Origin of the sequence: Pectobacterium carotovorum, assembly GCA_016415585.1 — a bacterium.
Lineage (GTDB): Bacteria > Pseudomonadota > Gammaproteobacteria > Enterobacterales > Enterobacteriaceae > Pectobacterium > Pectobacterium carotovorum_K.
This window is the reverse complement of sequence record CP066552.1, coordinates 1448227-1473238: the sequence shown is the minus strand read 5'-3', so window position 1 is coordinate 1473238 and position 25012 is coordinate 1448227. Positions and strand designations below refer to the sequence as shown.

Sequence of the window (25012 nt, the reverse complement as noted above, 5' to 3'; positions counted from 1 at the left end):
TATTCCACATCAGGAGACGGAACCAATGGGGCAACTGCTGCGTAGAATCGCGACTTTTCTTGGCTTTATCTCACCGCTGGCTTACGCCTACCCAGCGATAGACGTTCAGCTTGCCAATGAACGACAACTGCATCTGGTCGGCAGTATTCATATGGGTAGCAAAGATATGGCACCGCTGCCCGATACGCTGCTGAAACAGCTCCGGCAGGCGACGGCACTCATCGTCGAAGCCGATATATCCGATTCACATTCCCCCTTCGGACACAGTGACGCCGAGCCACCGCTCGTACAGCGCCTCAGCCCGGAAAACTACCGCCAGTTGCAAAAGATCTGCGAATCGCTCTCTTTCGATGAGAGCAATATCAGTACGCTTCCAGCCTGGCAGGCCGCACTGATGCTACAAGCGAGACAGGCACAGTTGCTGGGCTTACGCCCCGACTACGGCATCGACTATCAGTTGATTAACGCCGCGAAATCTCACGGTATTCAGGTTATCGAGCTGGAAGGGCAGCAGACGCAGGTTGATTTGTTACAACAACTACCGCAGGGCGGCCTGCTGTTGCTGGAGGATACGATTAAACACTGGCGCACTAACGCCCATTTGCTACAAACGATGGTGGGCTGGTGGCTAGACAGCAGACCCAGCAAATACACTCCGGATATCCCCACGACGTTCAGCAATGAAATGACCGACCTGCTGATGGGCCAGCGTAACCGCCGCTGGCAGCAGCAGCTTCAGGAATTGCCACCCGGAAATTACGTTGTGGCCGTAGGCGCACTGCATCTGTATGGCGATGAGAATTTACCCACGCTGCTCAAAAACGGTCATACCGCAACTCCATGAAAGAACACGTTATGACGTGTAGCCGCGTCCGCAAGATAAGTCCCGCAACAGGGTTAAGGATAGTGAAATCATGACACCCGCAGTCAATCTGCTCGAAAAAAACAAGGTCGCCTTTACGCTACACAGCTACCACCACGACAGCGATGAAACCAACTTTGGCGAAGAAGCGGCCAGAAAGCTGGGACTGAATAAAGCACAGGTTTATAAAACGCTGCTCGTTTCTCTGAATGGTGACGCGAAAAATCTCGCCGTGGCCGTTACGCCAGTCGCCGGCATGCTGGATCTCAAGAAAGTCGCCCGTGCGCTGTCGGCTAAAAAAGCGGATATGGCCGATCCAGTCATCGCTCAGCGTGTCACAGGTTATCTGGTAGGAGGAATCAGCCCACTGGGGCAGAAGAAACTGTTGCCAACCGTGATTGATGAACCAGCACGCCAGTTCGGTACCATTTTCATTTCCGGCGGTAAACGTGGGTTAGATATTGAACTATCGGCAGACGATCTGGCGCGACTGCTGCGCGCCACCTTTGCCGATATCGCCAGGCATGATTAATACTCGTGATTAAATGAGCATAACCTGCCTGACGATGTAGTATCAAAACGAAGCAGATAGCAGAGGACTCCACGGCCAGTGTGTCCCCTGCTACCGCTTCATATACTCGTCATACTTCAAGTTTCATGTGCGTTGGCAGCACTCAATCACCCGAATCACTTACCTGAGTAAGCTCATCGGGATTCCTTCCCTTGTCGCGTTATTCAAAACGAACTCGTTTTGTCCCGAAACTCGAATTATTTAAGGTATAATCGATTACTGATCGACTTTCGCCCCTTTATCCAACTGCATCACTGGGCCCTCTTTCACATTCAGCGTCAGGCCTTTGGTTTGCAACTCCGCATTCCTTACGCGAATGCCTTTATCCGCATCAATGCGCACATTATCAAAGTGGAAACCACTGAGCGGGGCTTCCGGTACGCCGATAATGTAAGCCGCGGCCTTGGTCTTACCGGTTGACTCCAGGTTCTCGATCGTCACATTGCTGAAATGCGGCGTCTTGTATTGATCAAACGGCTGCTCTGGATCGGTATCCGGCGGATAAATCTGCTCACCCATCGTGAAGCCGCCTTCGGCCAGCATCTTGTCTACTTCAGCTTGCACAATCGGCGCAGCTTTGTAGTAAGCGGCAAAGACCAGCGGGATTTCAACATCCACCATTTTGGTATTACGGTAAGTGATGTTTTTCACTTCGCCGCCTTTACCACGCAGGGTTTTAATGCGGATACCGTACATGGAACCTTCGAACTGATTGTTTTCAACCAGCACGTTATTCACACCGCCGGAGGTTTCGCTGCCGATAGAGATGCCGCGCCCCTGCTTCAGGATATTGTTGGCGATATAGATGTTATCCACGACGCCATTCGGAAAACGGCTATCCGGTTTCTCGGCTTTTATCGCGATGTGGTCGTCATTACAGTCGATATAGTTGTTGGTAATACGGATATTCTGGCTGTCGATCGGGTCGATAGCATCGGTATTTGGCGCATGCCACGGCGACAGAATCCGAGTACCGTTCACATCCACATCATGCGAGTAACGCATCACAACGTGGAAGCTCGGGGAATGCGTAAGCGTGACGCCATCCACCAGCACATTATTAGAGCTTTTGATATAAATCAGACGTGGACGATCGGTACCGCCTTTCTTGCCGGTTGCACGAATATTCTCACGCCAGCGCTCCCACCAGACAGCGCCCTGCCCATCAATGGTACCCTGGCCAGTAATAGCCACATTCTGTGCATCAGCAATACTGATAAAGGGAAGCCAGCCATTTTCCGCTTCAGCGTACTTGGTTTTTTCCGTCGCGCGATACGCGGCTTCTTCGGTCGACGCGACGATGGTCGCATCTTTTGCCAGATCCAGCCTGATGTTACTTTTCAGGAACAGCGGATCAACCAGATAATTACCGCGAGGAACGTGTACCGTTCCGCCGCCAGCCGCAGCACAATCATCAATCGCTTTCTGGAAAGCCTGGGTATTCAGTGCGATTTGTAGGCGGTGGCCTTCGGCCCCGTATTGCGTGACGTCACAGATTTTATCTGGGAATTTTACGGAGCTGGCAGCTTGTGCCGAACCAGCCTGAATACCCAATGTGATGCAGGAAGCCATTAATGACAGAGCAAGACCACTACGCATACTTAACCTCACTAAAAAATGAAATATCGTTTTAATAAAATACCACTCCTATTCCATTAAAAAACGAGAGGCGATCACGTTTTAGATGCATTCGTAATAATTACAATAAGGTAGGAGTTTTTTCGTGCAATTGCCCTATTGCCATCCTGCTAATTCACACATCACGGGTACCGTACTCTACAAGACAACCTGCCGCCCAACGACTATTCTTAAGAAATTCAGATGAGATTTTCTTTTCCGAAAAGGATAATCGCACGATCTGAAGTTGAGAAATATGTAGGCTCGTTTAAATTCCTTTCATCTTTTTTTGATTTCATTGAATTATCAACAACATTTTTAATACCAGACTTTAATGCTACGTTAGTTACTTTTTTCTGCTTAGCATCCAGCATCGTAGTTTTTTCATTTGACATTTCATTTAAAAAATCATTGTATTTAGATATTTTATCTATTATAAAAAAATCTCTTTTTGAATCTTTTTTTACAACTTCACGATATAATCTTTCATTCTTTACAGTAATCAGCCGCTCTGCAAATGAGCGATATTTATTATTATCCTTTGCTAGTTCAAAGGCTGCACTACCACTACGAAAAACAGTTGCCCGTAGATAAGTCACTATTTTCATAAAATATTCATCGCTCCTTTTACATCGCACCCATAGTTCTATACATACGTTACTATCCAGTTTATCTACAAACGACATATAGATGATGATACCAAGTGGGAATTTACTACAATTGGAGAAAAATTACCAAATTATTGCGCCAACGCCTCAAGCTAAATACACAAACAGACTGCTAAATTTCATCAATATTTTGGCTGAATACAATTCATGCTCGCGCCACATCACTATCAATTAATTTTCACATTAAACACAAATCAACCAAAGCGTACCTACAATAAAAAATAACCATAAAAAAACGATTATACGAAAAATTAATTAATAATGCCGAGAAAAGAAATAATCATTACGGGAAAATTTCTATTTCATGTATATGACATGTAGATTTCGCCTTTGTAACCAACGCTTGACTGAACTGCCAATATAGACTCCCTCAGTGGTTAATTAGCTCCAGATAACGTTCAGAATAAAAAAGAAGTGGAATTGAAAGAACCCATTCAAGCTGGCCTAAGTGGCCAGCACAGATAAGATGAATAGCGCTATGCCATCAGGCGAGCGAAAGCGTCACGGATTTCCTGTTCAGGTAAATCCACACCGATAAACACCAGCACGCTCTTTCTTTCTTCATCAGCGTGCCATTCTCTGTCCCAGTCGGCGCTATACAAGCGCTGAACACCCTGAAACAGCAGGCGGCGGTCATCACCGTTAATGGCCAGAATGCCTTTATAACGCAGCAGATTATCGGAGAATTGCAGCAACAGGTTTTCCATCACATAGGACACAGACTGAAGCTCAACCGCCTTATCGAGGTACACAACGATTGATTGCACGTTATTCTGCGCGGGGGCAACAAAGCGAAATACTGGCGTTTTCACGTCCAGCTTGTCGCTGAGGACAAAACCGTCAATGTTAAACAACACGCTCAGATCGATATCGCCATGGACGACAGGGTAGATCGGTGCACGCGCATTGATACGCTGAAGACGCGGTAGCAGCGTTTCGTCTTCGCTTGCCACGTCGGTTTTGGTTAGCAGTATGCGATCGGCATAGCCAATCTGCGACTGCGCGATGGTGAACTGATCGAGCCGCTGCTGTGCATGTACTGCATCCACCAGCGTGATAATTCCATCCAAAACAAAGCGTTCACAGATAATTTCATGCGAGAAGAAGGTCTGCGCCACCGGCCCCGGATCGGCCATACCGGTGCATTCAATAATGACGTGATCAAAATCGAGCGTGCCATTATCTACGCCATCAATCAGATCGAGCAGCGCATCGGCCAGTTCATTGGACTGCGTACAGCAGATGCAGCCATTGCTTAGGGTCGTAATTTGACTGGCGCGTTCTCCAATTAACGTATTATCAATCGGGACTTCGCCAAATTCGTTTTCAATCACGGCGATTTTATAGCCGTGCTCGGCATTCAGAATATGCCGTAATAAGGTCGTTTTTCCTGCACCAAGAAACCCAGTCAGAATGGTGACATACACGGGTTTAGTCACATCAGATGATAAAGGTTGAGTCATAACAGATCCCAAGTCGTTAACAGCAACGCATCCCGCCTTTGCCGTCTCCGCCGTAACGCGCCTGCTGGCGTTCGCGGAAGAATTCTTCGTACGTCATCGCAGGTTTATCCGGGTGATTAGTCTGCATATGCTGCACATAGGTATCATAATCTGGCATACCGACCAGCATACGCGCCGCCTGGCCCAAATATTTTCCTGCTTTTCCCAGATTGCCAAACATCATTACCTCCAGACTATCGCCTGCAATAGCGGCTAGATAAAAAATACCCTGTATAACGTTATACATTATACAGGGTATCTGTACCCGTCATCTTTCACGTTCAGCCTTGCTAGCTGTCTCGCAAAATCCGACGGGCGCGAGTCACTTAGTGGCCGGAAGAAACTTTAACGCCACCTTCAGGAACCGGAACATACGGGGTTTCCTGATCGGTACGTTCAGCCACTTTACGTGCAGCCAGTGCCGCTTTAATACCGTACGCAATAATACTGTACACCACGATCAGGAACAGAATGCTCAGACCGGCGTTGGTATAGTTGTTAGTCACGATATGGTTCATGTTCGAAATCTGCTGCGCGCTCAGATCGGCACCGCCTTCCGCAATTTTGCCCTTGAACATGTTCGCCATGTAGAAGAAGCCTTCCAACTGAGGATTATCGCTGAACAGTTTCAGACCCAGCGCCCAAGTAGTACAGATCAGCAGCCAAATCGCCGGAACCAGCGTTACCCAGATGTACTGCGTACGTTTCATCTTAATCAGGATAACCGTACCCAGAATCAGCGCCACGGCAGCCAGCATCTGGTTAGATATACCGAACAACGGCCACAGGCTCTTCACGCCGCCCAGTGGATCAACCACGCCTTGATACAGCAGGTAGCCCCACAGGCCGACGCAGCCCGCCGTACCGATCATACCAGCAATCAGAGAGTCGGTTTTTTTCAGGAACGGAACGAAGTTACCCAACAGGTCTTGCAGCATGAAACGGCCAGCACGCGTACCCGCATCCAGTGCCGTCAGAATGAACAGCGCTTCAAACAGAATACCGAAGTGATACCAGAAGCCCATGTTGGCACCAGGAATGATCTGGTGGAACACGTGTGCGATACCAACAGCCAGCGTAGGTGCACCGCCTGCACGGTTCAGAACGGAAGGTTCACCAATGTCTTTCGCCGTTTGCAGAATCTGCTCAGGAGAAATCACAAAGCCCCAAGAGCTAACCGTCGCCGCCGCGTGGGCAGATACGTCCTGCAATTGTGCCAGAATCATCGGCGCATCAGCAGTGCCCAGACGATGCAAATCCGGCATCGTAATACCCAGCGCCGCTGGCGGAGTATTCATCGCGAAGTACAGACCCGGTTCAATGATAGACGCCGCAACCAGCGCCATGATCGCCACAAAAGATTCCATCAGCATGGCACCGTAACCGATGAAACGCGCATCGTTTTCGCTAGCCATCAATTTCGGCGTAGTACCGGAAGCAATCAGCGCGTGGAAGCCAGACACCGCGCCACAGGCAATCGTAATAAACAGGAACGGGAACAGCGTACCTTTCCAAACCGGACCGGTGCCATCCACAAACTGCGTTACCGCCGGCATTTTCAGATCAGGATTCAGAATCACGATACCAATCGCCAGACCGACGATGACACCAATTTTCAGGAAGGTCGCCAGATAGTCACGCGGCGCCAGAATCAACCATACTGGCAGCAGTGCGGACACGAAGGCATAACCAATCAGCGTGTAGGTGATGGTGGTATCTTTGAAGGTCAGCGCCGGGCCCCAGTACGGGTCATGTGCCACGACGCCACCAAACCAGATTGCCAGCACCAGCAGCACGATCCCGATCACCGAGATTTCACCGACTTTACCCGGACGGATAAAGCGCATGTAGACGCCCATAAACAGCGCGATCGGCACCGTAGAACACACGGTAAAGACGCCCCACGGACTTTCTGCCAGCGCTTTCACCACGATCAGTGCCAGTACGGCAAGAATGATGATCATGATAAGGAAGCAGCCGAACAGCGCAATCGTACCCGGTACCGGGCCTAATTCCTTCTTAACGATTTCGCCTAATGACGCGCCATTACGACGGGTCGAAATAAACAGTACCATGAAGTCCTGCACGGCCCCCGCCAACACCACGCCGCCCAGCAGCCATAAGGTGCCCGGCAAGTAGCCGACCTGCGCGGCCAGTACCGGCCCAACCAGCGGGCCCGCACCTGCGATAGCAGCAAAGTGGTGCCCGAACAGGACGTTACGGTTCGTCGGCACATAGTTAAGACCGTCGTTATTCACAACGGCGGGGGTTGCTCTGGTCGGATCTAACTGCATGACTTTTTGTGCGATATACAGGCTGTAGTATCGATAAGCCACGAGGTAAACGGCGACAGAAGCAACAATAATCCATAATGCACTAATATGCTCACCGCGACGTAGTGCAACTACGCCGAGGCAGGCAGCCCCGATGATTCCAAGAATCACCCAAGGGATGTGTTTAAGAATGGCGTTGCTCTTCATAAGACATCCTTCAATTAAAAATCACAATCGTTTGATTTTGTTAGCTGTAGAAAAATAAACCCTGGTAATGCGTCGTGCGATAACGCGGGTTATCGCGTATTTCAGATAAAGGAAAATAGTGGCGGCACATTACGCCATCGCGTACGCGCGTGGGGCGGGTATTTGGGTAGGCGGCAGAATAGCGAGCTAAGCGGTTAGAATGACGCAGTGAGTGGCTGGGGATAAATTGGGCGGTATAAAACGAAAAGGCCGCGACGTTCGCGGCCAGTAGTGTGTTAATGTGATGAGCGATTACGGAACCTGATACGCCAGTTTGTAATTACCTGCCGTTGCAGTGCGGAATGTCACGCTGTCCGTGCGCCAGCGGATTTCCACTTCCGCGGGTGACTGCACTTTCCAACTGGAAGCATCGTTGACGTTCAGCACCAGACGATCAATCGTCGCAACGTCTGTCACCGGATCGGTAATATCAAGCGCAAACGCAAACGCGAGTGAATCCGGTACGCCGTTATTGGATGAAAACAGCTCCGTCCACTGTGCCGCCGTAATACCGCCAAGCTCGGCTGGCGTCATACCGTCCGCAATCAGTGCTTCTGCGCCTGCGGTATCGGCTGACAGCGCCCCCACATCAACCCACGCCCCGCTCCGCAAGACATGCCAGTTAACTAGATCCCGCGTCACAGCGACACGCACCTTACCTTTGCCCGTCTGCGTGGCGGTTAGCGTTGCGGCATTGATTTTTGACCACGCGCCGGACGTCAGTGATTTTTGAATGGCTATTTGTGTATACGGAATATACGACGACCGTAGATCAATTTGAGCACTACCAACAACCTTGATTGGTAGCATGTCAGAAATTGATGTATTTGATACCCAGCCCGAATTAATGAAACCACTATCAAAATCAACAGAGGAAACCTCAGTCAATACGCCATTATTCGCGGAATACCATTTATCGCCACTGCTAATTAAAATCTTTTCAGACTGAAATAAATTAAATTTCTTTAATGTTAAATAATTATTATTGTTGCAACCAGAAGTAACGAACAACCGGAAGCTTTTATATTTACCAGAGGAGGTGATGTTATAACTTCGGACGGCACCAAGCGTATTATTGACGTCACCATTTACAACGTGTAAATCATCCCAAGTATTACCACCATCATTAGAACCCTGAAAAACCCAGTCCTTTGGTCCATTATTATAAATGACCGTCCTGTTAGCAAAGCTATAACTTGAAATTGTCGTCGGGGTTGGTAGATCGACCCTAATCCAGTGAGGATTAGCTACAGTCGCAGCATTTAACCCACCCCAACAATCATATTCATTACTAGATAAATTATTGTCATTATCAAATGCAAAATAGGGTAAAAACTGAGGCCTGGACATATCACTAGCACTAATGACATATCCAACTGGACTTGTATTTGATGTCATCTTCGGAACAACAGATTTTTTAACAACGGAAATATTAACATACTTCCCATCTGCTCTAACTGGTGCTGAGAAAACATCACCGTCGTTATTAAGCGTGAACATCTCACCAGTGTATTCATGCACTGTGCCATCAAAAACAACTGCATTCGTTGATTGGTAATTCGACTCACTCGACGCATTAAAGTCATCAGCAACGTAAGCCTGATTTACCGCCCCCGCTTCTTCTTTCAGCGCATACGCGGCGAGATTAAATGTATTTTGTGGACTAATGCTGAACGCATGGTTTTGCCCAGCAGCGGCGTCCTGACGATCGGCGACGATATAACCCGAACCGCCGCTACCAGAACCACCAGCAGCGCTGATAATGGTTTTCTCATTCACCGGGTTATAACTCAGCGTCACACCCGCCCCCGCTTCTAGTGAGGAATGGATGAGCTGCTTCGTTTTTTGCGTGTAGTCGGTGATGTCCGCTGTGGTGTGCGTGTGATCCGCGGCCGCAACGCCCATTTGCGCTGGTGTCACTGAGATATCACCGCTGCCCAGCAACGACTGGCCAAAGAGCGTGCGGATAGTGGTGCCAGAAATTAATGCATCCTGTTTTGCATTCCAGATTGCTTTTTCATCCGGCGAGGCAAATTTTCTGGTGTCGGTTTCGGTAATCTGATCGGCGGTATAATCGCCGACTTGTGCAGTGACAACGCCAGTCCGTCCGAATACGGAAGCAACACCGGAAACTCCGGGTTCTTGACCACCTCCGTTATCAGAATGACAGCACGTATGGGGATCAACCTGGATAGGAGGATAAACGGTACATGTTGATTTTCCCGTACTATCACAGACATTAATTTCAATATTTACGCTTTTCATTATGTTGATAACTCCGTTAATAAAGGGCATGGGGAGTATCACTTAGTTTCCAGAGAGATTATTTTAAAGCACGTTACTAATCTGTTGCCGCCTTTTATATAAAATACAGAAGCAAAAATGGCCGCAAATACGCGGCCATTGGAATATGTTATCGGGTGAATAATTACGGAACCTGATACGCCAGTTTGTAATTGCCTGCCGTCACGGTGCGGAATGTCACACTGTCCGTGCGCCAGCGGATTTCCACTTCCGCAGGTGACTGCACTTTCCAGCTGGAAGCATCGTTGACGTTCAGCACCAGTCGATCAATCGTCGCGACGTCTGTCTCTGGATTGGTGATATCAAGTGCAAACGCAAACGCGAGTGAATCCGGTACGCCGTTATTGGATGAAAACAACTGCGTCCACTGTGCCGCCGTAATGCCGCCAAACTCTGCGGGTGTCATGCCGTCAGCAATCAGTTTCGTTGCACCTGCGGTATCAGCTGACAGCGCCCCTACATCAATCCACGCCCCGTTCCGCAAGACGTGCCAGTTCACTAAATCCCGCGTCACGGCGACACGCACTTTGCCATTACCCGTCTGCGTGGCGGTTAGCGTGGCGGAATTGATTTGTGACCATAACGCCGCGCTCGATAGGGCTTTCTGTATTGCAATTTGAGGATGCGGTGTATATAGCACTTTTGCATCAATATTTTTTGATGAAAAAATCGTTACTGGCTGTATTCCTGACAATGATAATTCAGGTATTACGCCAGATGACAAAAAACCAGTCTCATAAAAATCTGCCGCCACAGATGGTGCTGGAACCGATGTTAATATCCCATTGTTCGCTGAATACCACTTACCATCACTGCCGTTAATCAACAGTCGCTCACTGCGGAATATTTCAAGCTCCCCAATTTGGACATGCGGGCCAGCATTTTGCTCGGTTATTAAAATACGGAATGATGAATACGGCGTGTTATTGGTGAACGTATATTCTCGAACCGCCCCCCTCGCATCACGAGTATCATTAGATACCGTATGTAACGTATTCCACGTTGTACCATCATTACTCCCCTGAAACATCCATGATTTCGGGCTGAGTGGCCCAGGATTCAGGTTTTCGTTTGTTATTCTGTATGTATCAATCAATACAGGAGTTGCCATAGTAATACGCAACCAATGTGGGTTAGCCACTGTTGGTACAGTTTTGGATGCCCAGTATCGATTTAACGTTCCGTTGAATGCTGTCCACGCTGCGTATTGCGATGAATATTCGGACGATGCGTCAACCGTGTAGCCAACTGAACTATTATTTGCTGTCATCGCAGGAATCAGCGTTTTATTAACAGCATCAATTTCAATGCTTTCACCGTCTGATTTGATTGGTGACGAATAAAAATTACCGGATTGCGCCAAGTTATATAACTTTCCGACATAGGGACGTAATGTGTTATCAAATACAGTAGCATGAGTTACGTTGTAGTTATCTTCGCTAGACACGCCGAAATCGTCAACAACATAGGTCTGATTCACTACGCCAGCGACTTCTTTCAGCGCATACGCCGCGAGATTAAACGCATTTTGTGGGCGGATGCTGAACGCGTGGTTTTGCCCTGCCGTTGCGCCCTGACGATCGGCGACGATATAACCCGAACCGCCGCCGGAACCACCGCCAGTTGCACTGATAATGGTTTTCTCATTCACTGGGTTATAACTCAGCGTCACACCCATCCCAGCTTCCAGCGAAGAATGAATGAGCTGCTTCGTTTTCTGTGTATAGTCCGTAATCTCTGATGTGGTATGCGTGTGCCCCACAGCCGCAGCGCCCATTTGTGCCGGCGTAGGTGAAATATCACCACTACCCAGCAGAGATTCCCCAAAGAGCGTGCGAATAGTGGCTCCTGAGAGTAATGCATCCTGCTTTGCATTCCAGATCGCTTTTTCATCCGGCGTGGCAAAGGTTCTGGTAGCCGTTTCGGTAATCTGATCGGCCGTATAGTCACCGGCTTGAGCGGTCACGACACCCGTACGCCCGAATACAGAGGAAACTCCGGACACACCAGATTGCGGTTCGCACTGATTATCCGTATCCACATGACAGCAGGTGTGAGGATTGATCTGAATTGGGGGATTAACAGCACATGTTGATTTTCCCGTGCTGCCGCAGACGTTGATTTCAATATTTACGTTTTTCATAGACCGACTACTCCGTTAGTGAGGGTGCATCAGGAGTATCGTGTATTTAGCAGATCGGTTATTTTAAAGCGCTTTACTAAACATAAAATTATTTAATCAATTAAATCAGAAAATTACATTCATTCTATTGGAGCTATTGAGGGTTTAAATGTGTCCCCCCCCCCCTTAACAGTCTACGTCCTAAGAAACAGCGGTTTTCGCCACCAGAAAAGAGACAAAAACCGCCATAATTATTAGCTACTTATAAACAATTTCACCCTTCGGCGCGTAGGATTCTGCATCCAACGGAGAGTGCTTCTCGATGTATTGTTTCAACACTTCAGCATCAACAAAACCCGTGTTCACATAGCCCGGTAGGTTATCAAGGCGCGGGTAACCATCCCCGCCCATCGCATTAAAGTTCAGCGTTGCCATGCGATAAACTTTATCGGCCTGCAACGGCTCGCCTTTGATCTTCACATTCTGCACGCCCTGCCCGTCTGCCGTCAGGCTGACGTTGAGGAATTGCGCATAGGCACCGGAATCCACCTTTTTATTGGCGGCTACGGCCAGATATTTCTCGACGTCGCTGCCTTTCATATTCACATAAACCAGCGTGTTGGCAAACGGCTGAACCTTCAGCACATCTTTATAGGTGATATCACCTGATTCAATCGAGTCGCGTACACCGCCGCCACTCATGATGGCAAAATCAGCCTCTGCACGCTCAAGCTGTGCAGACAGCAGTACGTGCGCCAGATTGGTCTGACGGAAACGCACCTGATTGCGATCGCCTTCTAGCTTGCCTTTCACGCTACCGATCTTGATGCCCAGCTGCGCCTGCCCTTTTTCCTGGAACGGCGTCAGCATTTTCATAACGTCAGAATCCTGCGTAATTTCATGCGTATAGAAAACACGTTCGGTTTTGCCGTCTTTCTCTACCTTTTTCTTCAGGTTGATCGGAATCAGCTGGTAATGCTCAAGTTTCAATTCACCATTGCGGAATGTGAAATCAGCACGACCAACATATTTACCCCACTCATGTGCCTGAACAATCCAGGTACCGTTCTGACGATCGGGTGCACAAGGTGTGCCCGGCACATAATCCACCTGCTTTTTATTTTCCTGCGCCATACAGACCGGATCCTGCGAGTGGCCGCCGACAATCATGTCCAGATATCCAGCAGGCAGGCTACGTGCCATTTCCACATCACCCGGCGCATTAGAACCGTGATTACCGTCGTCATAGTGCCCCATGTGCGTCGCGGCAATAATCACATCCGGTTTTTCGCTCTTCCGCAATTGCTCAACAACCTGCTTCGCTTCTGTCGAAGGATTACGGAATTCGATATCAGTAAAATACTCAGGATTGCCTAATTTGGCCGTATCGTCTGTTGTCAGGCCGATAACCGCGATTTTCACACCTTGCTTGTCGAACAAGGCATAAGGCTTAAATAAGCGCTGATTGGTGCTTTTTTGGTAGATATTGGCTGATAACAGCGGGAATTTCGCCCATTTCTCCTGCTGACGCAGGACAGACAGCGGATTATCAAATTCATGGTTGCCGAGCGCCATCGCATCATAGCCGACCATGTTCATACCGCGGAAATCTGGCTCTGCATCCTGCAAATCGGACTCAGGCACGCCAGTATTAATATCACCACCGGAAAGCAGCAGTACGCTGCCACCTTTACTCGCCACTTCCTGACGGATCTGATCGACCAGCGTTTTTTGTGCGGCCAATCCATATTCACCGTGATCGTTATACCAAAAGTGGCCGTGATGGTCATTGGTATGCAAAATAGTGATGGCGTATGTTTTGTCTTTTTCCCAAGCCATTGACATTACAGGTGTTAGTGCGAGCGATACCGCCATCGCACATCCCAGAGCTTTTACTGAAAAGCGCATGATAAATCTCCGTTTATTTTAAAGACCCAGTGGAACCACTGAGAAATTCACCACACAAACTAGCACAGCAAGATGAACAATGCGCGAGGCGCATTCACGCTGTCCGTCAGCAATGTGCGGTAGCCGACAAAATCAGATGAGGTATAGCAGCGAGAGTGATATCACTCGGGCTTGGCACTGTCGTCACGCCGTCACGAACTCTTGCTAATATGGATACTTCATCGGAATAACCCAACGACACACCGTTTATCCCCTATTTTCTGGGGTTTTATGTTAGTGGATAAAACCATTCCGCTGAATACACGGGAAAGCCGTAGGGCATTACAGCCCATAACATCATGCTATCAGAATAATTACGCATGTTTATCAATGCTTATCGCGAGAAACCATCCCTAAATCTGTGTTAGACTACCTTTAACTGGAGAAACTGATATTTTTCATAAAATACCACTTTTATCCAAGCAACATTTCGCTATATGCAATAGAATTTATCTATACCCAGAGTAATTGGCGTTGCAGCCAAACAGCAAACGAACGAATCCCAATACGCTTTTCGGTGCATAATAAAAGTCATAAGGATACGTAAGCGCTGCTAACCACGCTGTAACTTCAAAGCAAGAAGGGTAAATCCGCTCAATTACGTTTCACCTATGGCACAAGGAGTTGGGATGCATGCTGCAACACCGCTAATTTCTACTATCGCTGGGGGGCTGGTTCTTGCCTTCCTCCTTGGTATTCTGGCACACCGCCTGCGTATCTCTCCCCTTGTTGGTTACCTTGCCGCAGGCGTTCTTGTCGGTCCTTTTACACCTGGCTTCGTTGCCGATACTTCACTGGCATCAGAACTCGCGGAACTTGGCGTAATCCTGCTGATGTTTGGCGTTGGCCTGCACTTCTCACTAAAAGATCTCATGGCGGTAAAGTCCATCGCCATTCCCGGTGCGATAGCCCAGATTGCCGTGGCAACGCTACTTGGAATGGGGTTATCCACCATGCTGGGCTGGAGCCTGGCGAGCGGCCTGGTTTTCGGCCTTTGCCTCTCAACCGCCAGTACTGTGGTTCTGCTACGCGCGTTGGAAGAACGACAGCTTATTGATAGTCAACGTGGTCAAATCGCCATCGGCTGGCTGATTGTGGAAGATCTGGCGATGGTCCTTACGCTCGTTCTGCTACCGGCCTTCGGCGACATGATCGGCGCTGAGCATGCCGACACCAGCAAACTGCTAACCGATTTGGCCTGGACCATCGGTAAAGTGATTGCGTTTATTACCCTGATGATTGTCGTAGGTCGTCGTCTGGTGCCGTGGGTATTGGCAAAAAGCGCCAGCACCGGTTCACGTGAGCTTTTCACGCTGGCAGTGTTAGCAATGGCACTGGGTATCGCCTTTGGCGCGGTGAAACTGTTTGATGTCTCCTTTGCACTGGGCGCATTCTTCGCTGGTGTGGTATTGAACGAATCTGAACTCAGCCAGCGTGCGGCGCACGACACGCTGCCGCTGCGCGATGCCTTCGCCGTACTGTTCTTCGTTTCCGTCGGTATGCTGTTTGATCCGATGATCCTGCTGAACGACCCGATTTCAGTGCTGATCACGCTGGCGATTATCGTGTTCGGTAAGTCAGCCGCCGCTTTCGTGCTGGTTCGCCTCTTTGGTCACTCCAAGCGGACAGCATTAACGATTTCCGCCAGTCTGGCGCAAATCGGTGAATTTGCTTTTATTTTGGCCGGACTCGGTATTGTGCTGGGGCTGCTGTCCGAAGAAGGACGGAATCTGGTACTGGCCGGTGCCATACTCTCCATCATGATAAACCCGTTGCTGTTTACGCTACTTGAACGCTATCTGGCGAAGAACGAAACAATAGAAGAACAGATTGTGGAAGAAGCGATTGAGGAAGAGAAACAGATTCCTGTCGATATGTGCAACCATGCGCTGCTAGTCGGCTATGGTCGTGTTGGTAGCCTGATTGGTGCCAAACTGCATCAGGCCGGAATTCCCATCGTTGTCATTGAGAATTCACGTACACGTGTTGATGCACTGCGTGAACAGGGAATTAAAGCTGTATTAGGTAACGCCACCAAGCCTGAAATCATGGATATTGCGCGTCTGGACTGCGCCCGTTGGCTATTGCTGACCATTCCGAACGGCTATGAGGCGGGGGAAATCGTCGCTGCGGCTCGTGAAAAGCGTGCCGATCTAGAGATTATCGCCCGCGCGCACTATGACGATGAAGTCAGCTACATTATGGAGCACGGTGCCAACGAAGTGGTAATGGGGGAGCGGGAAATCGCCAACAGCATGATCACTATGTTGAAGCTGGATGACATTCCACCCGCGCCTCAGGCATGTCCTATTTAAATGCCTACACGTTAGAGACAAAAATGGCGGGTCTATTTGGCCCGCCATTTTTTTACGTTGTGCAATATACCGTCAAACATCACCAGACAAAAACGGTCTTGTCCCTACTCTGCTTTGCTCACTAACTGTTCCAGCAGATCGATGTGTAGCGGATCGTCATTGAGCGCAGGAATATAGTGGAATGCCTCTCCGCCTGCGTGCAGGAAAATCTCACGGTTCTGTTCCTGAATCTCTTCCAACGTTTCCAGACAATCAGCGGAAAAACCGGGGCACATAATCTGAATGTGCTTGATTCCCTGCGCGGGTAGCCCCTGCATGGTTTCATCCGTATATGGCGTCAGCCAGGGTTCACGGCCAAAACGCGACTGGAAGGTCATCATTATTTTGCCTTCCGGCAGCCCCAGCGCAGCAATCAGCGCCTCTGTGGTCGCCCGACAGCGTTGTGGATAGTCATCCCCTTCATTGGCATACCGCTCGGGAATGCCGTGATAGGAGATCACTAATCTGTCTGGTTCACCGTGTTCAGCAAAAGACTGCTCGACACGGTGCTTCAACGCCGCAATATACACAGGATGTTCGGCGTAATCACGGATAAAGCGAATCGCAGGCAACTGACGATTATCCCGCAGTTGCGCCGCTAACCCATCCCACACAGCGGCTGTTGTTGAGCAGGAATACTGCGGATACATCGGCAAGACCACCAGTTGCGTTACGCCTTGCGCCAGTAGCTTATCCAGCGCCGAACGCAGACTGGGCGAACCATAGCTCATCCCCAGTTCAACAGGCGTTTCCGGCATGCGAGCAGCCAGTGCCTGCTGCTGTCGACGGCTAATCACCAACAGCGGCGATCCCTCTTCCATCCAGACCGATTGATAGAGCTTCGCCACTCGCGGTGAACGGGTTGGCAGGATGATACCGCGCAGCAGCGGCCACCATAGCAGGCGCGGCGTATCCACCACGCGCCGGTCGCTGAGAAACTCCGCCAGATAACGCCTCACCGCCTGCGGCGTCGGGGCATCGGGTGTCCCTAAGTTCACCATCAGCACGCCGTATTTCTCTTGTTTCATCGCCGTCTTCCTTTTATGGAGAAGCAGGCTTTCTCTCAGCCCGCCAGTGCGTAACATCAAATGTCTATTGTAGCGAAAAAAAGCTAAACAAATACGGGTAGATAGCAGGGATAACGCCGATGCTATCAATAGAGGAAACAAAGCAAACGAGGATTTCAGAACGAAAAAATGCCAGACGGTCGTCTGGCATTCAGGTGTTCGGGTATGATTCGTGTAGAAAAATTAGCCCAGAATGGTTTCCAGTTCTGCGCGAACTTCTTCCACTTTACGCATGCCTTCTACTTTGAAATAGCGCGTGTTACCCGCGTCAGCTTCTTTCTGATAGTAAGAAACCAGCGGTGCAGTTTGCTGATGGTACTCAACCAGACGCTTACGCACGGTATCTTCCTGATCGTCTTTACGAATAGTCAGATCTTCGCCCGTCACGTCGTCTTTGCCTTCAACTTTAGGCGGATTGAATTTTACATGATAGACACGACCGGACGCCGCATGAACGCGACGGCCAATGATACGATCGATGATCAGTTCATCAGGAACGGCAAATTCGATAACGTAATCCACATTGATGCCTGCATCTTTCATCGCATCAGCTTGTGGAATGGTGCGTGGGAAACCATCCAGCAGGAAACCGTTACGGCAATCCTCCTGGGCGATGCGCTCTTTAACCAGAGCAATGACCAACTCATCAGTGACCAGCTTACCTGCGTCCATGATTTCTTTAGCCTGCTTGCCCAATTCAGTACCCGCTTTTACCGCTGCACGCAGCATGTCACCCGTGGAAATCTGCGGAATACCGTATTTCTCCATGATGAATTGAGCCTGAGTACCTTTGCCTGCGCCCGGAGCGCCCAGCAGAATAATACGCATCGCGTAAATCCCCTTGCTATGTAATATTTATAAAATAAATTTGAAAAACGCTAAACCATACCATTCCAGACGCTTATGCTCAAGGAACGGGCTCGCTTCAGCAACGCGCAGGCAGATGAAAAAAAGCCAGATACCTAAAAATACGGTTTGCCGTCTTCCCAATGTTGCCATTCAGTGTAGACGAAGAAACACCCAATAGCGGAAGGAAGCGTAAAAGTCAGGGGAAAGACCCCGGTTGGCACCGGGGTCTGGAGGATATCACTATCAGGCACTTAACAGCTGATTCATACGGCGGATGAACAGGTTCGGATCGTCCAGCGTACCGCGTTCGGCCAGCAGAGCCTGATCCAGCAGCAGTTCAACCCACTCGCCAAACTCGGCTTCATCAGAAACGTCAGCCGCACGTTTAATTAGCGTGTGCTCCGGGTTCAGTTCAAAAATGTACTTCACTTCCGGAGCCTGTTGGCCCGCTGCGGCGAACAGTTTCGCCATCTGCGTGCTCATCTCGTCAGCATCCGTTACGACAATAGCAGGCGTATCGGTCAAACGGTAGGTGAAACGCACATCCTTAACGCGCTCGCCCAACAGGGTTTTCACACGATCAACAAATGGCTCCAGCGCTTTCTGTGCTTCTTTCTGCGCATCGTTTTCTTCATCAGCCAATTTGTCTAACGTGTCATCTGCTTTACTGACCGACTGGAAGGATTTACCGTCGAACTCGGTCAGGTAGCTCATCATCCATTCGTCAATGCGCTCGGACAACAGCAATACTTCGATGCCTTTCTTACGGAACAGTTCCAGATGTGGGCTGCTCTTGGCCGCCGCATAGCTGTCTGCGGTGATGTAGTAAATCTTGTCCTGACCTTCCACCATCCGGCTAACATAATCTTCCAGCGATACCGTCTGTGCAGAGCTGTCGGATTGTGTCGTGGCAAAGCGCAGCAGTTTCGCGATCGCTTCGCGGTTGCTGCCATCTTCCGCCGGGCCTTCTTTCAGCACCAGACCGAACTGTTGCCAGAACGTCTGGTATTTTTCCGCGTCATCTTTCGCCAGTTTATCCAGCATTTGCAGCACGCGTTTAGTCAGCGCATTACGCAGGTTCTGCGTCACACGGCTGTCCTGCAAAATCTCACGGGAAACGTTCAGCGGCAGATCGTTGGAATCAATCAGGCCGCGCACAAAACGCAGGTAGTTCGGCATGAACTGCTCGGCGTCATCCATAATAAAGACACGCTGAACGTACAGTTTCAGGCCGTGTTTATGATCGCGGTTCCACATATCCCACGGTGCACGGGCAGGAATATAAAGCAGGCTGGTGTATTCCTGCTTACCTTCCACGCGGTTGTGGCTCCAGCTCAGCGGATCGGTAAAGTCATGGGAGATGTGCTTATAGAACTCGTTGTATTCCTCATCGCTGACTTCAGATTTACTGCGCGTCCACAGAGCCTGCGCCTTGTTAATTTTTTCCCAGCTAACGGTGGACTCGCCGCCTTCTTCTTCGCTTTCTGTCTGGGATTGGATTTCTACCGGCAGCGCGATGTGGTCGGAATATTTGCTGATGACGGAACGCACACGCCAGTCATCCAGGAATTCGTCTTCACCTTCACGCAGATGCAGGGTGATTTCCGTACCGCGATCGTCTTTGGTGATGTCGGCGATGGTATAATCCCCTTCCCCGGCAGATTCCCAGTACACGCCCTGATCGGCATTCGCACCCGCGGCACGGGTACGCACGGTCACTTTATCCGCCACGATGAAGGCGGAGTAGAAACCCACACCGAACTGGCCAATCAGTTGGCTATCTTTAACCTGATCGGAACCCATCGATTCCAGAAAGGCCTTGGTGCCGGATTTCGCAATCGTCCCCAGATTATCAATGACTTCGTCACGGCTCATGCCGATACCGTTGTCAGAAATCGTCAGGGTGCGTTTTTCTTTATCCGTAGACACACGCACACGCAGATCGCCATCACCCGCATACAGCTCTGGTGTGGACAGCGCACGGAAACGTAGCTTGTCTGCCGCATCGGAGGCGTTGGAGATCAATTCACGCAGAAAAATTTCTTTGTTGGAATAGAGCGAATGGATCATCAAATGCAAGAGTTGCTTAACTTCGGACTGGAACCCGCGAGTTTCTTGGCCTTTCATACTCATTATTGCTTACCTCAATCCTAATATTATTCAGGCTGATTAAACTGACGATAAGTAGCAAGTGGGGATAAACCGAGGGGATTTCAAGGGGTAAATTTCAGCGAAAAAAGAAAACGATGAGATGAAAGAGGAAAACAAGACTGCGACTGCCAGATAATGATGCTGGCAGCCGACAGATTAAAACCGGAAAGGCTGACGACCCGCGAGCGAATGGGAAAGCGTGGTGCCATCGACCATTTCCAGCTCACCACCAACGGGAACGCCGTGTGCAATGCGGCTGGCCATCACGCCGTGTTGCGCGCACAGCTCCGCGATATAGTTTGCCGTAGCATCGCCTTCTACCGTCGGATTAGTAGCCAGAATCACTTCGCTTATCGATTCCACCTGTAGTCGCTCTTCCAACCGCCCCAAACCGATATCGTCCGGGCCAATGCCATCCAGCGGCGACAAATGCCCCATCAGTACAAAGTACCGACCGGCAAACTGCCCCGTCTGTTCAATGGCATGAATATCAGCCGGGCTTTCTACCACGCAAATCTGCCCGTTTTGTTGGCGGCGCGGGTTCGAGCAAATCGCACAAACGTCCTGCTCGGTAAATGTCCGACAATCGCTACAGTGACCGATTTCGGACATCGCCCGCGTCAACGCCTGCGCGAGACGCATACCGCCACTGCGGTTACGTTGCAGGAGTTGAAACGCCATGCGCTGCGCCGACTTGGGCCCAACGCCCGGCAGGCAACGCAGCGCTTCCATCAGTGATTCAAGAAGCGGACTGGTCTGCATCAGAACGGCATCTTGAAGCCCGGCGGCAGTTGCATACCGCTGGAAACAGACGCCATTTTCTCTTTTTGCGTTTCAGCAATACGACGAGCTGCATCGTTGAACGCCGCAGCGATCAGGTCTTCCAGCATCTCTTTGTCGTCTTCCATCAGGCTTGGGTCGATCTCAACACGGCGGCAGTTATGCGCACCGTTGATCGTGATTTTCACCAGACCTGCACCTGATTCGCCCGTGACTTCCAGATTCGCCACTTCTTCCTGCATCTGCTGCATTTTTTCCTGCATCTGCTGGGCTTGCTTCATCAGGTTGCCAATTCCACCTTTACCAAACATAGTTTTCTCTCTATCACGTCGGGCTGCGCACTCGCAGCGGTTAAACAGGGCGGATACTTTCTTCGTCCAGTTCCGCATCAAAGAAACGCCGCAGCGTTTGAATCGTTGTGTCGGCCAGAATCGACTGACGCGCCTGCGCCAGCTTCTCTTCATAGATAGCCTGACGCCACTCCAGCGGCGTCCGCACCGCCGGGTTATCGTCTTCAGTAATCAGTAATTCTACAGGATGCCCGTAGTGAGCCGTCAATGCGTCCGCCAGCGTCTTTTGCGCCGCAGGCGAATTCAGATGCCGCTGGGATGAACGTAGATGCAGATGGATCTTACCTGCTTCTTCGCTCTCTTTAAACGCATTGAGTGCCAGCTGTTGTACCAGCTTTGGCAACGTCAGGCGATGGATTTCCGCCGCCCATGCATCCCGCTCCAGTGACTCTTCCGCTAGCCGTGCCGCCAGTTCAGGCGTTTTTTCGTGCTCTAATGCTGAACGCAACGCTTTTGGCGTCGCTACGTCGACCTTCTCTTCTTCGACTTTATTTTGCGCCCGCCAGCGATAGGCTTCTGGTTTTTTGGGTTCGGAGGAAGAAGTTTTCGCGTTTTGCCGTTGAATGCTGCGCTCAGTCACCGAAGCCAATCGCTCCAGCGCTGAGGTTGCCGGCCGCGTGTTGTCAGACGCTGCCAGATCAACCTTTTTTGGTGGCGTACTCCCCTGTTTTCGCAAGAGCTGACTACGCGCCTGTAATAGCTGAGACGTCGCATCAGGCAATTCACTCTCATCATGCTGCTCTGCTGAAGCAGGCGCTTCCCCTAACGGCAGCGCATAGGCAGAGGCATCCATCGGCGGCTCGGGAGAATAAGATGGCGGCGGCATGTCTTCGGGAGCTGCTGTATTTTGTGGCACTGGCGCACGGACCGTCGCCGATACCGTCGCAACGGGCTGCTGTACAGGAGGCTGAATAGAAGGCGCGCGCGCTGCCTGAGCTGGCGCAGCGCTCACCGGCGCTACAGGCTCGGCGATAATCTGGCTAGGATGAAACGCCAACGCTCTCAGTAGCGTCATTTCAACGCCCATCCGCCGATCGGGCGCAAAAGGCAGTTCTTTGCGGCCAATGAGCATCGTCTGGTAGTAAAGCTGCACCTCTGCGGGCGGCAGCGCACGTGCCAAATCTCGCATACGCGCTTCAACTGCGGCGTAATCATCCCCCAGCGCCGCAGGCAGCAGTTGGACCATCGCAATACGATGTAACAGCGTCTGGGTTTCCACTAGCAGCGATTCCCAGTCCACTCCCCGTGCCGCGACCTGGTCTAACAGCGACATGACCTGTGCTCCATCGCCTTTCGCCAGTGCTTCAATGAGTGCCAGCGGTTGCTCATCGTCCAGCGTGCCCAACATTTGGCTGACTGAAGCGGTCGTGACCTGCCCTTGCCCCATGGCAATGGCCTGATCGGTCAAACTCAGCGCATCACGCAAGCTCCCATCGGCAGCACGCGCCAGAAGTTGCAGCGCCCGAGGTTCACTGACGAGGTTTTCTGCCTGTAATACCTGTTCCAGATGCGCACGAATCTGTTCGGCATCCAGCGCTTTGAGGTGAAATTGCAGGCAGCGTGACAGAATGGTCACAGGCAGTTTTTGCGGATCGGTGGTCGCCAGCAGGAATTTGACGTGCGGAGGCGGTTCTTCCAGCGTTTTCAGCAGCGCATTAAAGCTGTGGCGCGATAGCATGTGTACTTCGTCAATCAGGTACACCTTGAATCGCCCACGCGCAGGCGCGTACTGCACGTTATCCAGAAGATCGCGCGTGTCTTCGACTTTAGTGCGAGACGCCGCATCGATTTCGATTAAATCGACAAAACGGCCCTGTTCGATTTCGCGGCAGTTGTCACACTGGCCACACGGCGTTGCCGTCACGCCCTGTTCGCAATTCAGCCCTTTTGCCAGCAAACGGGCAATCGACGTCTTCCCGACACCGCGGGTGCCAGAAAACAAATAAGCGTGATGGATTCTGCCTAGGGAAAGGCCGTTAGCCAACGCGGTCAGGACATGTTCCTGACCGACAACATGGGCAAAGGTTTGGGGACGCCACTTACGGGCAAGAACCTGATAGCTCATCAATACCGCAACAGTCGAGTTATTGAGGCGATCATGCTAACACAGCCACGCCGCTATCGGCGAGACTGTTATGATTAATGTCCGGGGAAGTCAACCAGACTATAGCAGGTGACACCCATCTCGGTCAGGCGTTGCTCGCCACCCAGATCGAACAAATTGATGATAAAAGCGGCATCGTTGACAGTACCGCCCAGACGACGAATCAATTTCACCGTCGCTTCGAGCGTACCGCCCGTTGCCAACAGATCGTCGATCACCAGCACATTATCGCCCGCGGAGATTGCATCTGCATGAATTTCCAGCGTATCTGAACCGTATTCCAGTTCATAGCTTTCACTGATCGTCGGACGTGGCAGCTTGCCCGGTTTACGCACGGGAACAAAACCTACGCCCAGCGCCAACGCAACTGGGGCGCCAAACAGGAAACCACGCGCTTCCGTCCCGACAACCTTCGTCACACCGGTGTTGCGGTAGCGGTTTGCCAGCATCTCAATACTGGCTGCATAGGCCACAGGATCTTCCAGCAGGCTGGTGACATCACGGAACAGTATGCCTGGCTTCGGATAATCGGGGATGCTTTTGATACTGTTTTTAATTAATTCTGCCTGCTGCGCTGTTACGGTCGTCATAGTTGTGCCTGATAAAACGTTCTGAACATACCAATGCCGGTCGCCACAAAGCTTTCATCATCGCATGATGCGATGAATAGGCATTATGACAAAGAGGAAAAATGGCGACCCGTGCACGAAAACGGTCAAATCTAGTCAAAGTGACGGATAAATGCAACCACCCGCACTCTGGGTGTGTATTTTTTGTCTGTCCGTCACAGAGGCCGCCGCTTACACTATCTTTTCGGATTCGCGCTCTGCGTTTGTTGTTCTGGATCAATCACGGGTAAACGAAGCATGAAGGTCAGCAAAATAGCCAAAATGACCAACAGCAAAATCCTGACCCAGACGAGCTTAACCAGCCAGAGCGAAAGCGCGAACGTTAACAGAATCATGGTGACAGCCTTCCATTTTGCACCCGGCGGCAACGCCCGATGTTGCTGCCAATGACGCAGATAGCTGCCAAACCAGGAACGGTACAGTAGCCAGTTATGGAAACGCGGGGACGAGCGGGCAAAACACCAGGCGGCCAGTAGCAAGAAAGGCGTAGTCGGTAATAAAGGCAACACGACACCCAACGTTGCCAGCACAACGGAAACCCACCCCAATATCATCAGCAACACGCGATACATATTCACCTTTCTGCTTTGTTCACTACAACTATGTTTTGTCTGCG

The 25012-nt window shown here is 50.5% G+C and carries 19 protein-coding genes; 3 read left to right on the top strand and 16 right to left on the bottom strand.

All coding sequences use genetic code 11. The annotated features are described in order from the left end of the window. Positions 1-25 precede the first annotated feature (25 nt). Both JFY74_06520 and ybaK read left to right on the top strand, forming a co-directional pair. Positions 26-844, top strand: a complete 819-nt coding sequence (locus JFY74_06520) for a TraB/GumN family protein (GenBank protein ID QQG29691.1) — start codon at positions 26-28, stop codon at positions 842-844. Between the two features lie 70 nt (positions 845-914). Further along, the gene (ybaK, locus tag JFY74_06515) at positions 915-1394 is read left to right on the top strand and encodes a Cys-tRNA(Pro)/Cys-tRNA(Cys) deacylase YbaK (protein ID QQG29690.1); all 480 of its coding nucleotides are present in this window, start codon (positions 915-917) and stop codon (positions 1392-1394) included. Between the two features lie 255 nt (positions 1395-1649). Here ybaK and JFY74_06510 read toward each other — a convergent pair whose 3' ends face one another. From JFY74_06510 to JFY74_06475, 8 genes are all read right to left on the bottom strand, one after another. Next, positions 1650-3032 carry a right-handed parallel beta-helix repeat-containing protein gene (locus JFY74_06510; GenBank protein QQG29689.1) on the bottom strand — a complete coding sequence of 461 codons (1383 nt, stop codon included), beginning with the start codon at positions 3030-3032 and terminating at the stop codon, positions 1650-1652. A gap of 218 nt (positions 3033-3250) precedes the next feature. Further along, the gene (locus tag JFY74_06505; GenBank protein QQG29688.1) at positions 3251-3658 is read right to left on the bottom strand and encodes a hypothetical protein; all 408 of its coding nucleotides are present in this window, start codon (positions 3656-3658) and stop codon (positions 3251-3253) included. A 536-nt stretch (positions 3659-4194) separates the two neighbouring features. Further along, positions 4195-5181, bottom strand: coding sequence for a GTPase (gene yjiA / locus JFY74_06500; protein ID QQG29687.1), 987 nt, complete (start codon positions 5179-5181; stop codon positions 4195-4197). A 16-nt stretch (positions 5182-5197) separates the two neighbouring features. Next, positions 5198-5401 carry a YbdD/YjiX family protein gene (locus JFY74_06495; protein ID QQG30465.1) on the bottom strand — a complete coding sequence of 68 codons (204 nt, stop codon included), beginning with the start codon at positions 5399-5401 and terminating at the stop codon, positions 5198-5200. A 145-nt stretch (positions 5402-5546) separates the two neighbouring features. Then, entirely contained in the window at positions 5547-7700 is a 2154-nt protein-coding gene (locus JFY74_06490) for a carbon starvation protein A (protein ID QQG29686.1), read from the bottom strand. A 291-nt stretch (positions 7701-7991) separates the two neighbouring features. Continuing rightward, a complete protein-coding gene (locus tag JFY74_06485) occupies positions 7992-10004 on the bottom strand; it encodes a discoidin domain-containing protein (protein QQG29685.1) in 2013 nt (670 codons plus the stop codon). A 163-nt stretch (positions 10005-10167) separates the two neighbouring features. Continuing rightward, the gene (locus tag JFY74_06480) at positions 10168-12186 is read right to left on the bottom strand and encodes a discoidin domain-containing protein (protein QQG29684.1); all 2019 of its coding nucleotides are present in this window, start codon (positions 12184-12186) and stop codon (positions 10168-10170) included. A 237-nt stretch (positions 12187-12423) separates the two neighbouring features. Then, positions 12424-14073, bottom strand: a complete 1650-nt coding sequence (locus tag JFY74_06475; GenBank protein QQG29683.1) for a bifunctional UDP-sugar hydrolase/5'-nucleotidase — start codon at positions 14071-14073, stop codon at positions 12424-12426. A gap of 668 nt (positions 14074-14741) precedes the next feature. On the opposite strand from JFY74_06475, the gene JFY74_06470 reads away from it, so the two are divergent. Next, positions 14742-16427 carry a Kef family K(+) transporter gene (locus JFY74_06470; GenBank protein QQG29682.1) on the top strand — a complete coding sequence of 562 codons (1686 nt, stop codon included), beginning with the start codon at positions 14742-14744 and terminating at the stop codon, positions 16425-16427. Positions 16428-16531: 104 nt separating this feature from the next. Here the strand turns inward: JFY74_06470 and hemH are convergent, their stop codons facing one another. The 8 genes from hemH to JFY74_06430 all read right to left on the bottom strand — a co-directional run bounded on the left by hemH (position 16532) and on the right by JFY74_06430 (position 24968). Continuing rightward, positions 16532-17494: a ferrochelatase gene (gene hemH / locus JFY74_06465; GenBank protein ID QQG29681.1), complete on the bottom strand. Its 963-nt coding sequence runs from the start codon at positions 17492-17494 to the stop codon at positions 16532-16534. A 222-nt stretch (positions 17495-17716) separates the two neighbouring features. Next, positions 17717-18361, bottom strand: coding sequence for an adenylate kinase (gene adk / locus JFY74_06460; GenBank protein ID QQG29680.1), 645 nt, complete (start codon positions 18359-18361; stop codon positions 17717-17719). Positions 18362-18625: 264 nt separating this feature from the next. Next, complete coding sequence (gene htpG / locus JFY74_06455) at positions 18626-20509, bottom strand: molecular chaperone HtpG (GenBank protein ID QQG30464.1); 1884 nt, start codon at positions 20507-20509, stop codon at positions 18626-18628. Between the two features lie 180 nt (positions 20510-20689). Further along, positions 20690-21295, bottom strand: coding sequence for a recombination protein RecR (gene recR / locus JFY74_06450; protein ID QQG29679.1), 606 nt, complete (start codon positions 21293-21295; stop codon positions 20690-20692). Further along, positions 21295-21624 (bottom strand): YbaB/EbfC family nucleoid-associated protein, encoded by a 330-nt coding sequence (locus tag JFY74_06445; GenBank protein ID QQG29678.1) that lies wholly within the window; start codon positions 21622-21624, stop codon positions 21295-21297. The genes recR and JFY74_06445 overlap by 1 nt, the downstream gene beginning before the upstream one ends. A 40-nt stretch (positions 21625-21664) precedes the next feature. Then, entirely contained in the window at positions 21665-23728 is a 2064-nt protein-coding gene (dnaX, locus tag JFY74_06440) for a DNA polymerase III subunit gamma/tau (GenBank protein ID QQG29677.1), read from the bottom strand. 74 nt (positions 23729-23802) lie between these two features. Further along, the gene (gene apt / locus JFY74_06435; GenBank protein QQG29676.1) at positions 23803-24357 is read right to left on the bottom strand and encodes an adenine phosphoribosyltransferase; all 555 of its coding nucleotides are present in this window, start codon (positions 24355-24357) and stop codon (positions 23803-23805) included. A gap of 215 nt (positions 24358-24572) precedes the next feature. Next, positions 24573-24968 carry a DUF454 family protein gene (locus JFY74_06430; protein ID QQG30463.1) on the bottom strand — a complete coding sequence of 132 codons (396 nt, stop codon included), beginning with the start codon at positions 24966-24968 and terminating at the stop codon, positions 24573-24575. Positions 24969-25012: the final 44 nt, after the last annotated feature.

Coding starts and splice junctions, on each gene's coding strand:
- JFY74_06475 (QQG29683.1), bottom strand. CDS start 14,073: ATGCGCTTTTCAGTAAAAGCTCTGGGATGTGCGATGGCGGTATCGCTC.
- yjiA (QQG29687.1), bottom strand. CDS start 5,181: ATGACTCAACCTTTATCATCTGATGTGACTAAACCCGTGTATGTCACC.
- adk (QQG29680.1), bottom strand. CDS start 18,361: ATGCGTATTATTCTGCTGGGCGCTCCGGGCGCAGGCAAAGGTACTCAG.
- JFY74_06480 (QQG29684.1), bottom strand. CDS start 12,186: ATGAAAAACGTAAATATTGAAATCAACGTCTGCGGCAGCACGGGAAAA.
- JFY74_06510 (QQG29689.1), bottom strand. CDS start 3,032: ATGCGTAGTGGTCTTGCTCTGTCATTAATGGCTTCCTGCATCACATTG.
- JFY74_06520 (QQG29691.1), top strand. CDS start 26: ATGGGGCAACTGCTGCGTAGAATCGCGACTTTTCTTGGCTTTATCTCA.
- ybaK (QQG29690.1), top strand. CDS start 915: ATGACACCCGCAGTCAATCTGCTCGAAAAAAACAAGGTCGCCTTTACG.
- JFY74_06430 (QQG30463.1), bottom strand. CDS start 24,968: ATGTATCGCGTGTTGCTGATGATATTGGGGTGGGTTTCCGTTGTGCTG.
- dnaX (QQG29677.1), bottom strand. CDS start 23,728: ATGAGCTATCAGGTTCTTGCCCGTAAGTGGCGTCCCCAAACCTTTGCC.
- JFY74_06470 (QQG29682.1), top strand. CDS start 14,742: ATGCATGCTGCAACACCGCTAATTTCTACTATCGCTGGGGGGCTGGTT.
- JFY74_06445 (QQG29678.1), bottom strand. CDS start 21,624: ATGTTTGGTAAAGGTGGAATTGGCAACCTGATGAAGCAAGCCCAGCAG.
- apt (QQG29676.1), bottom strand. CDS start 24,357: ATGACGACCGTAACAGCGCAGCAGGCAGAATTAATTAAAAACAGTATC.
- recR (QQG29679.1), bottom strand. CDS start 21,295: ATGCAGACCAGTCCGCTTCTTGAATCACTGATGGAAGCGCTGCGTTGC.
- JFY74_06485 (QQG29685.1), bottom strand. CDS start 10,004: ATGAAAAGCGTAAATATTGAAATTAATGTCTGTGATAGTACGGGAAAA.
- JFY74_06490 (QQG29686.1), bottom strand. CDS start 7,700: ATGAAGAGCAACGCCATTCTTAAACACATCCCTTGGGTGATTCTTGGA.
- JFY74_06495 (QQG30465.1), bottom strand. CDS start 5,401: ATGTTTGGCAATCTGGGAAAAGCAGGAAAATATTTGGGCCAGGCGGCG.
- htpG (QQG30464.1), bottom strand. CDS start 20,509: ATGAAAGGCCAAGAAACTCGCGGGTTCCAGTCCGAAGTTAAGCAACTC.
- JFY74_06505 (QQG29688.1), bottom strand. CDS start 3,658: ATGAAAATAGTGACTTATCTACGGGCAACTGTTTTTCGTAGTGGTAGT.
- hemH (QQG29681.1), bottom strand. CDS start 17,494: ATGAAACAAGAGAAATACGGCGTGCTGATGGTGAACTTAGGGACACCC.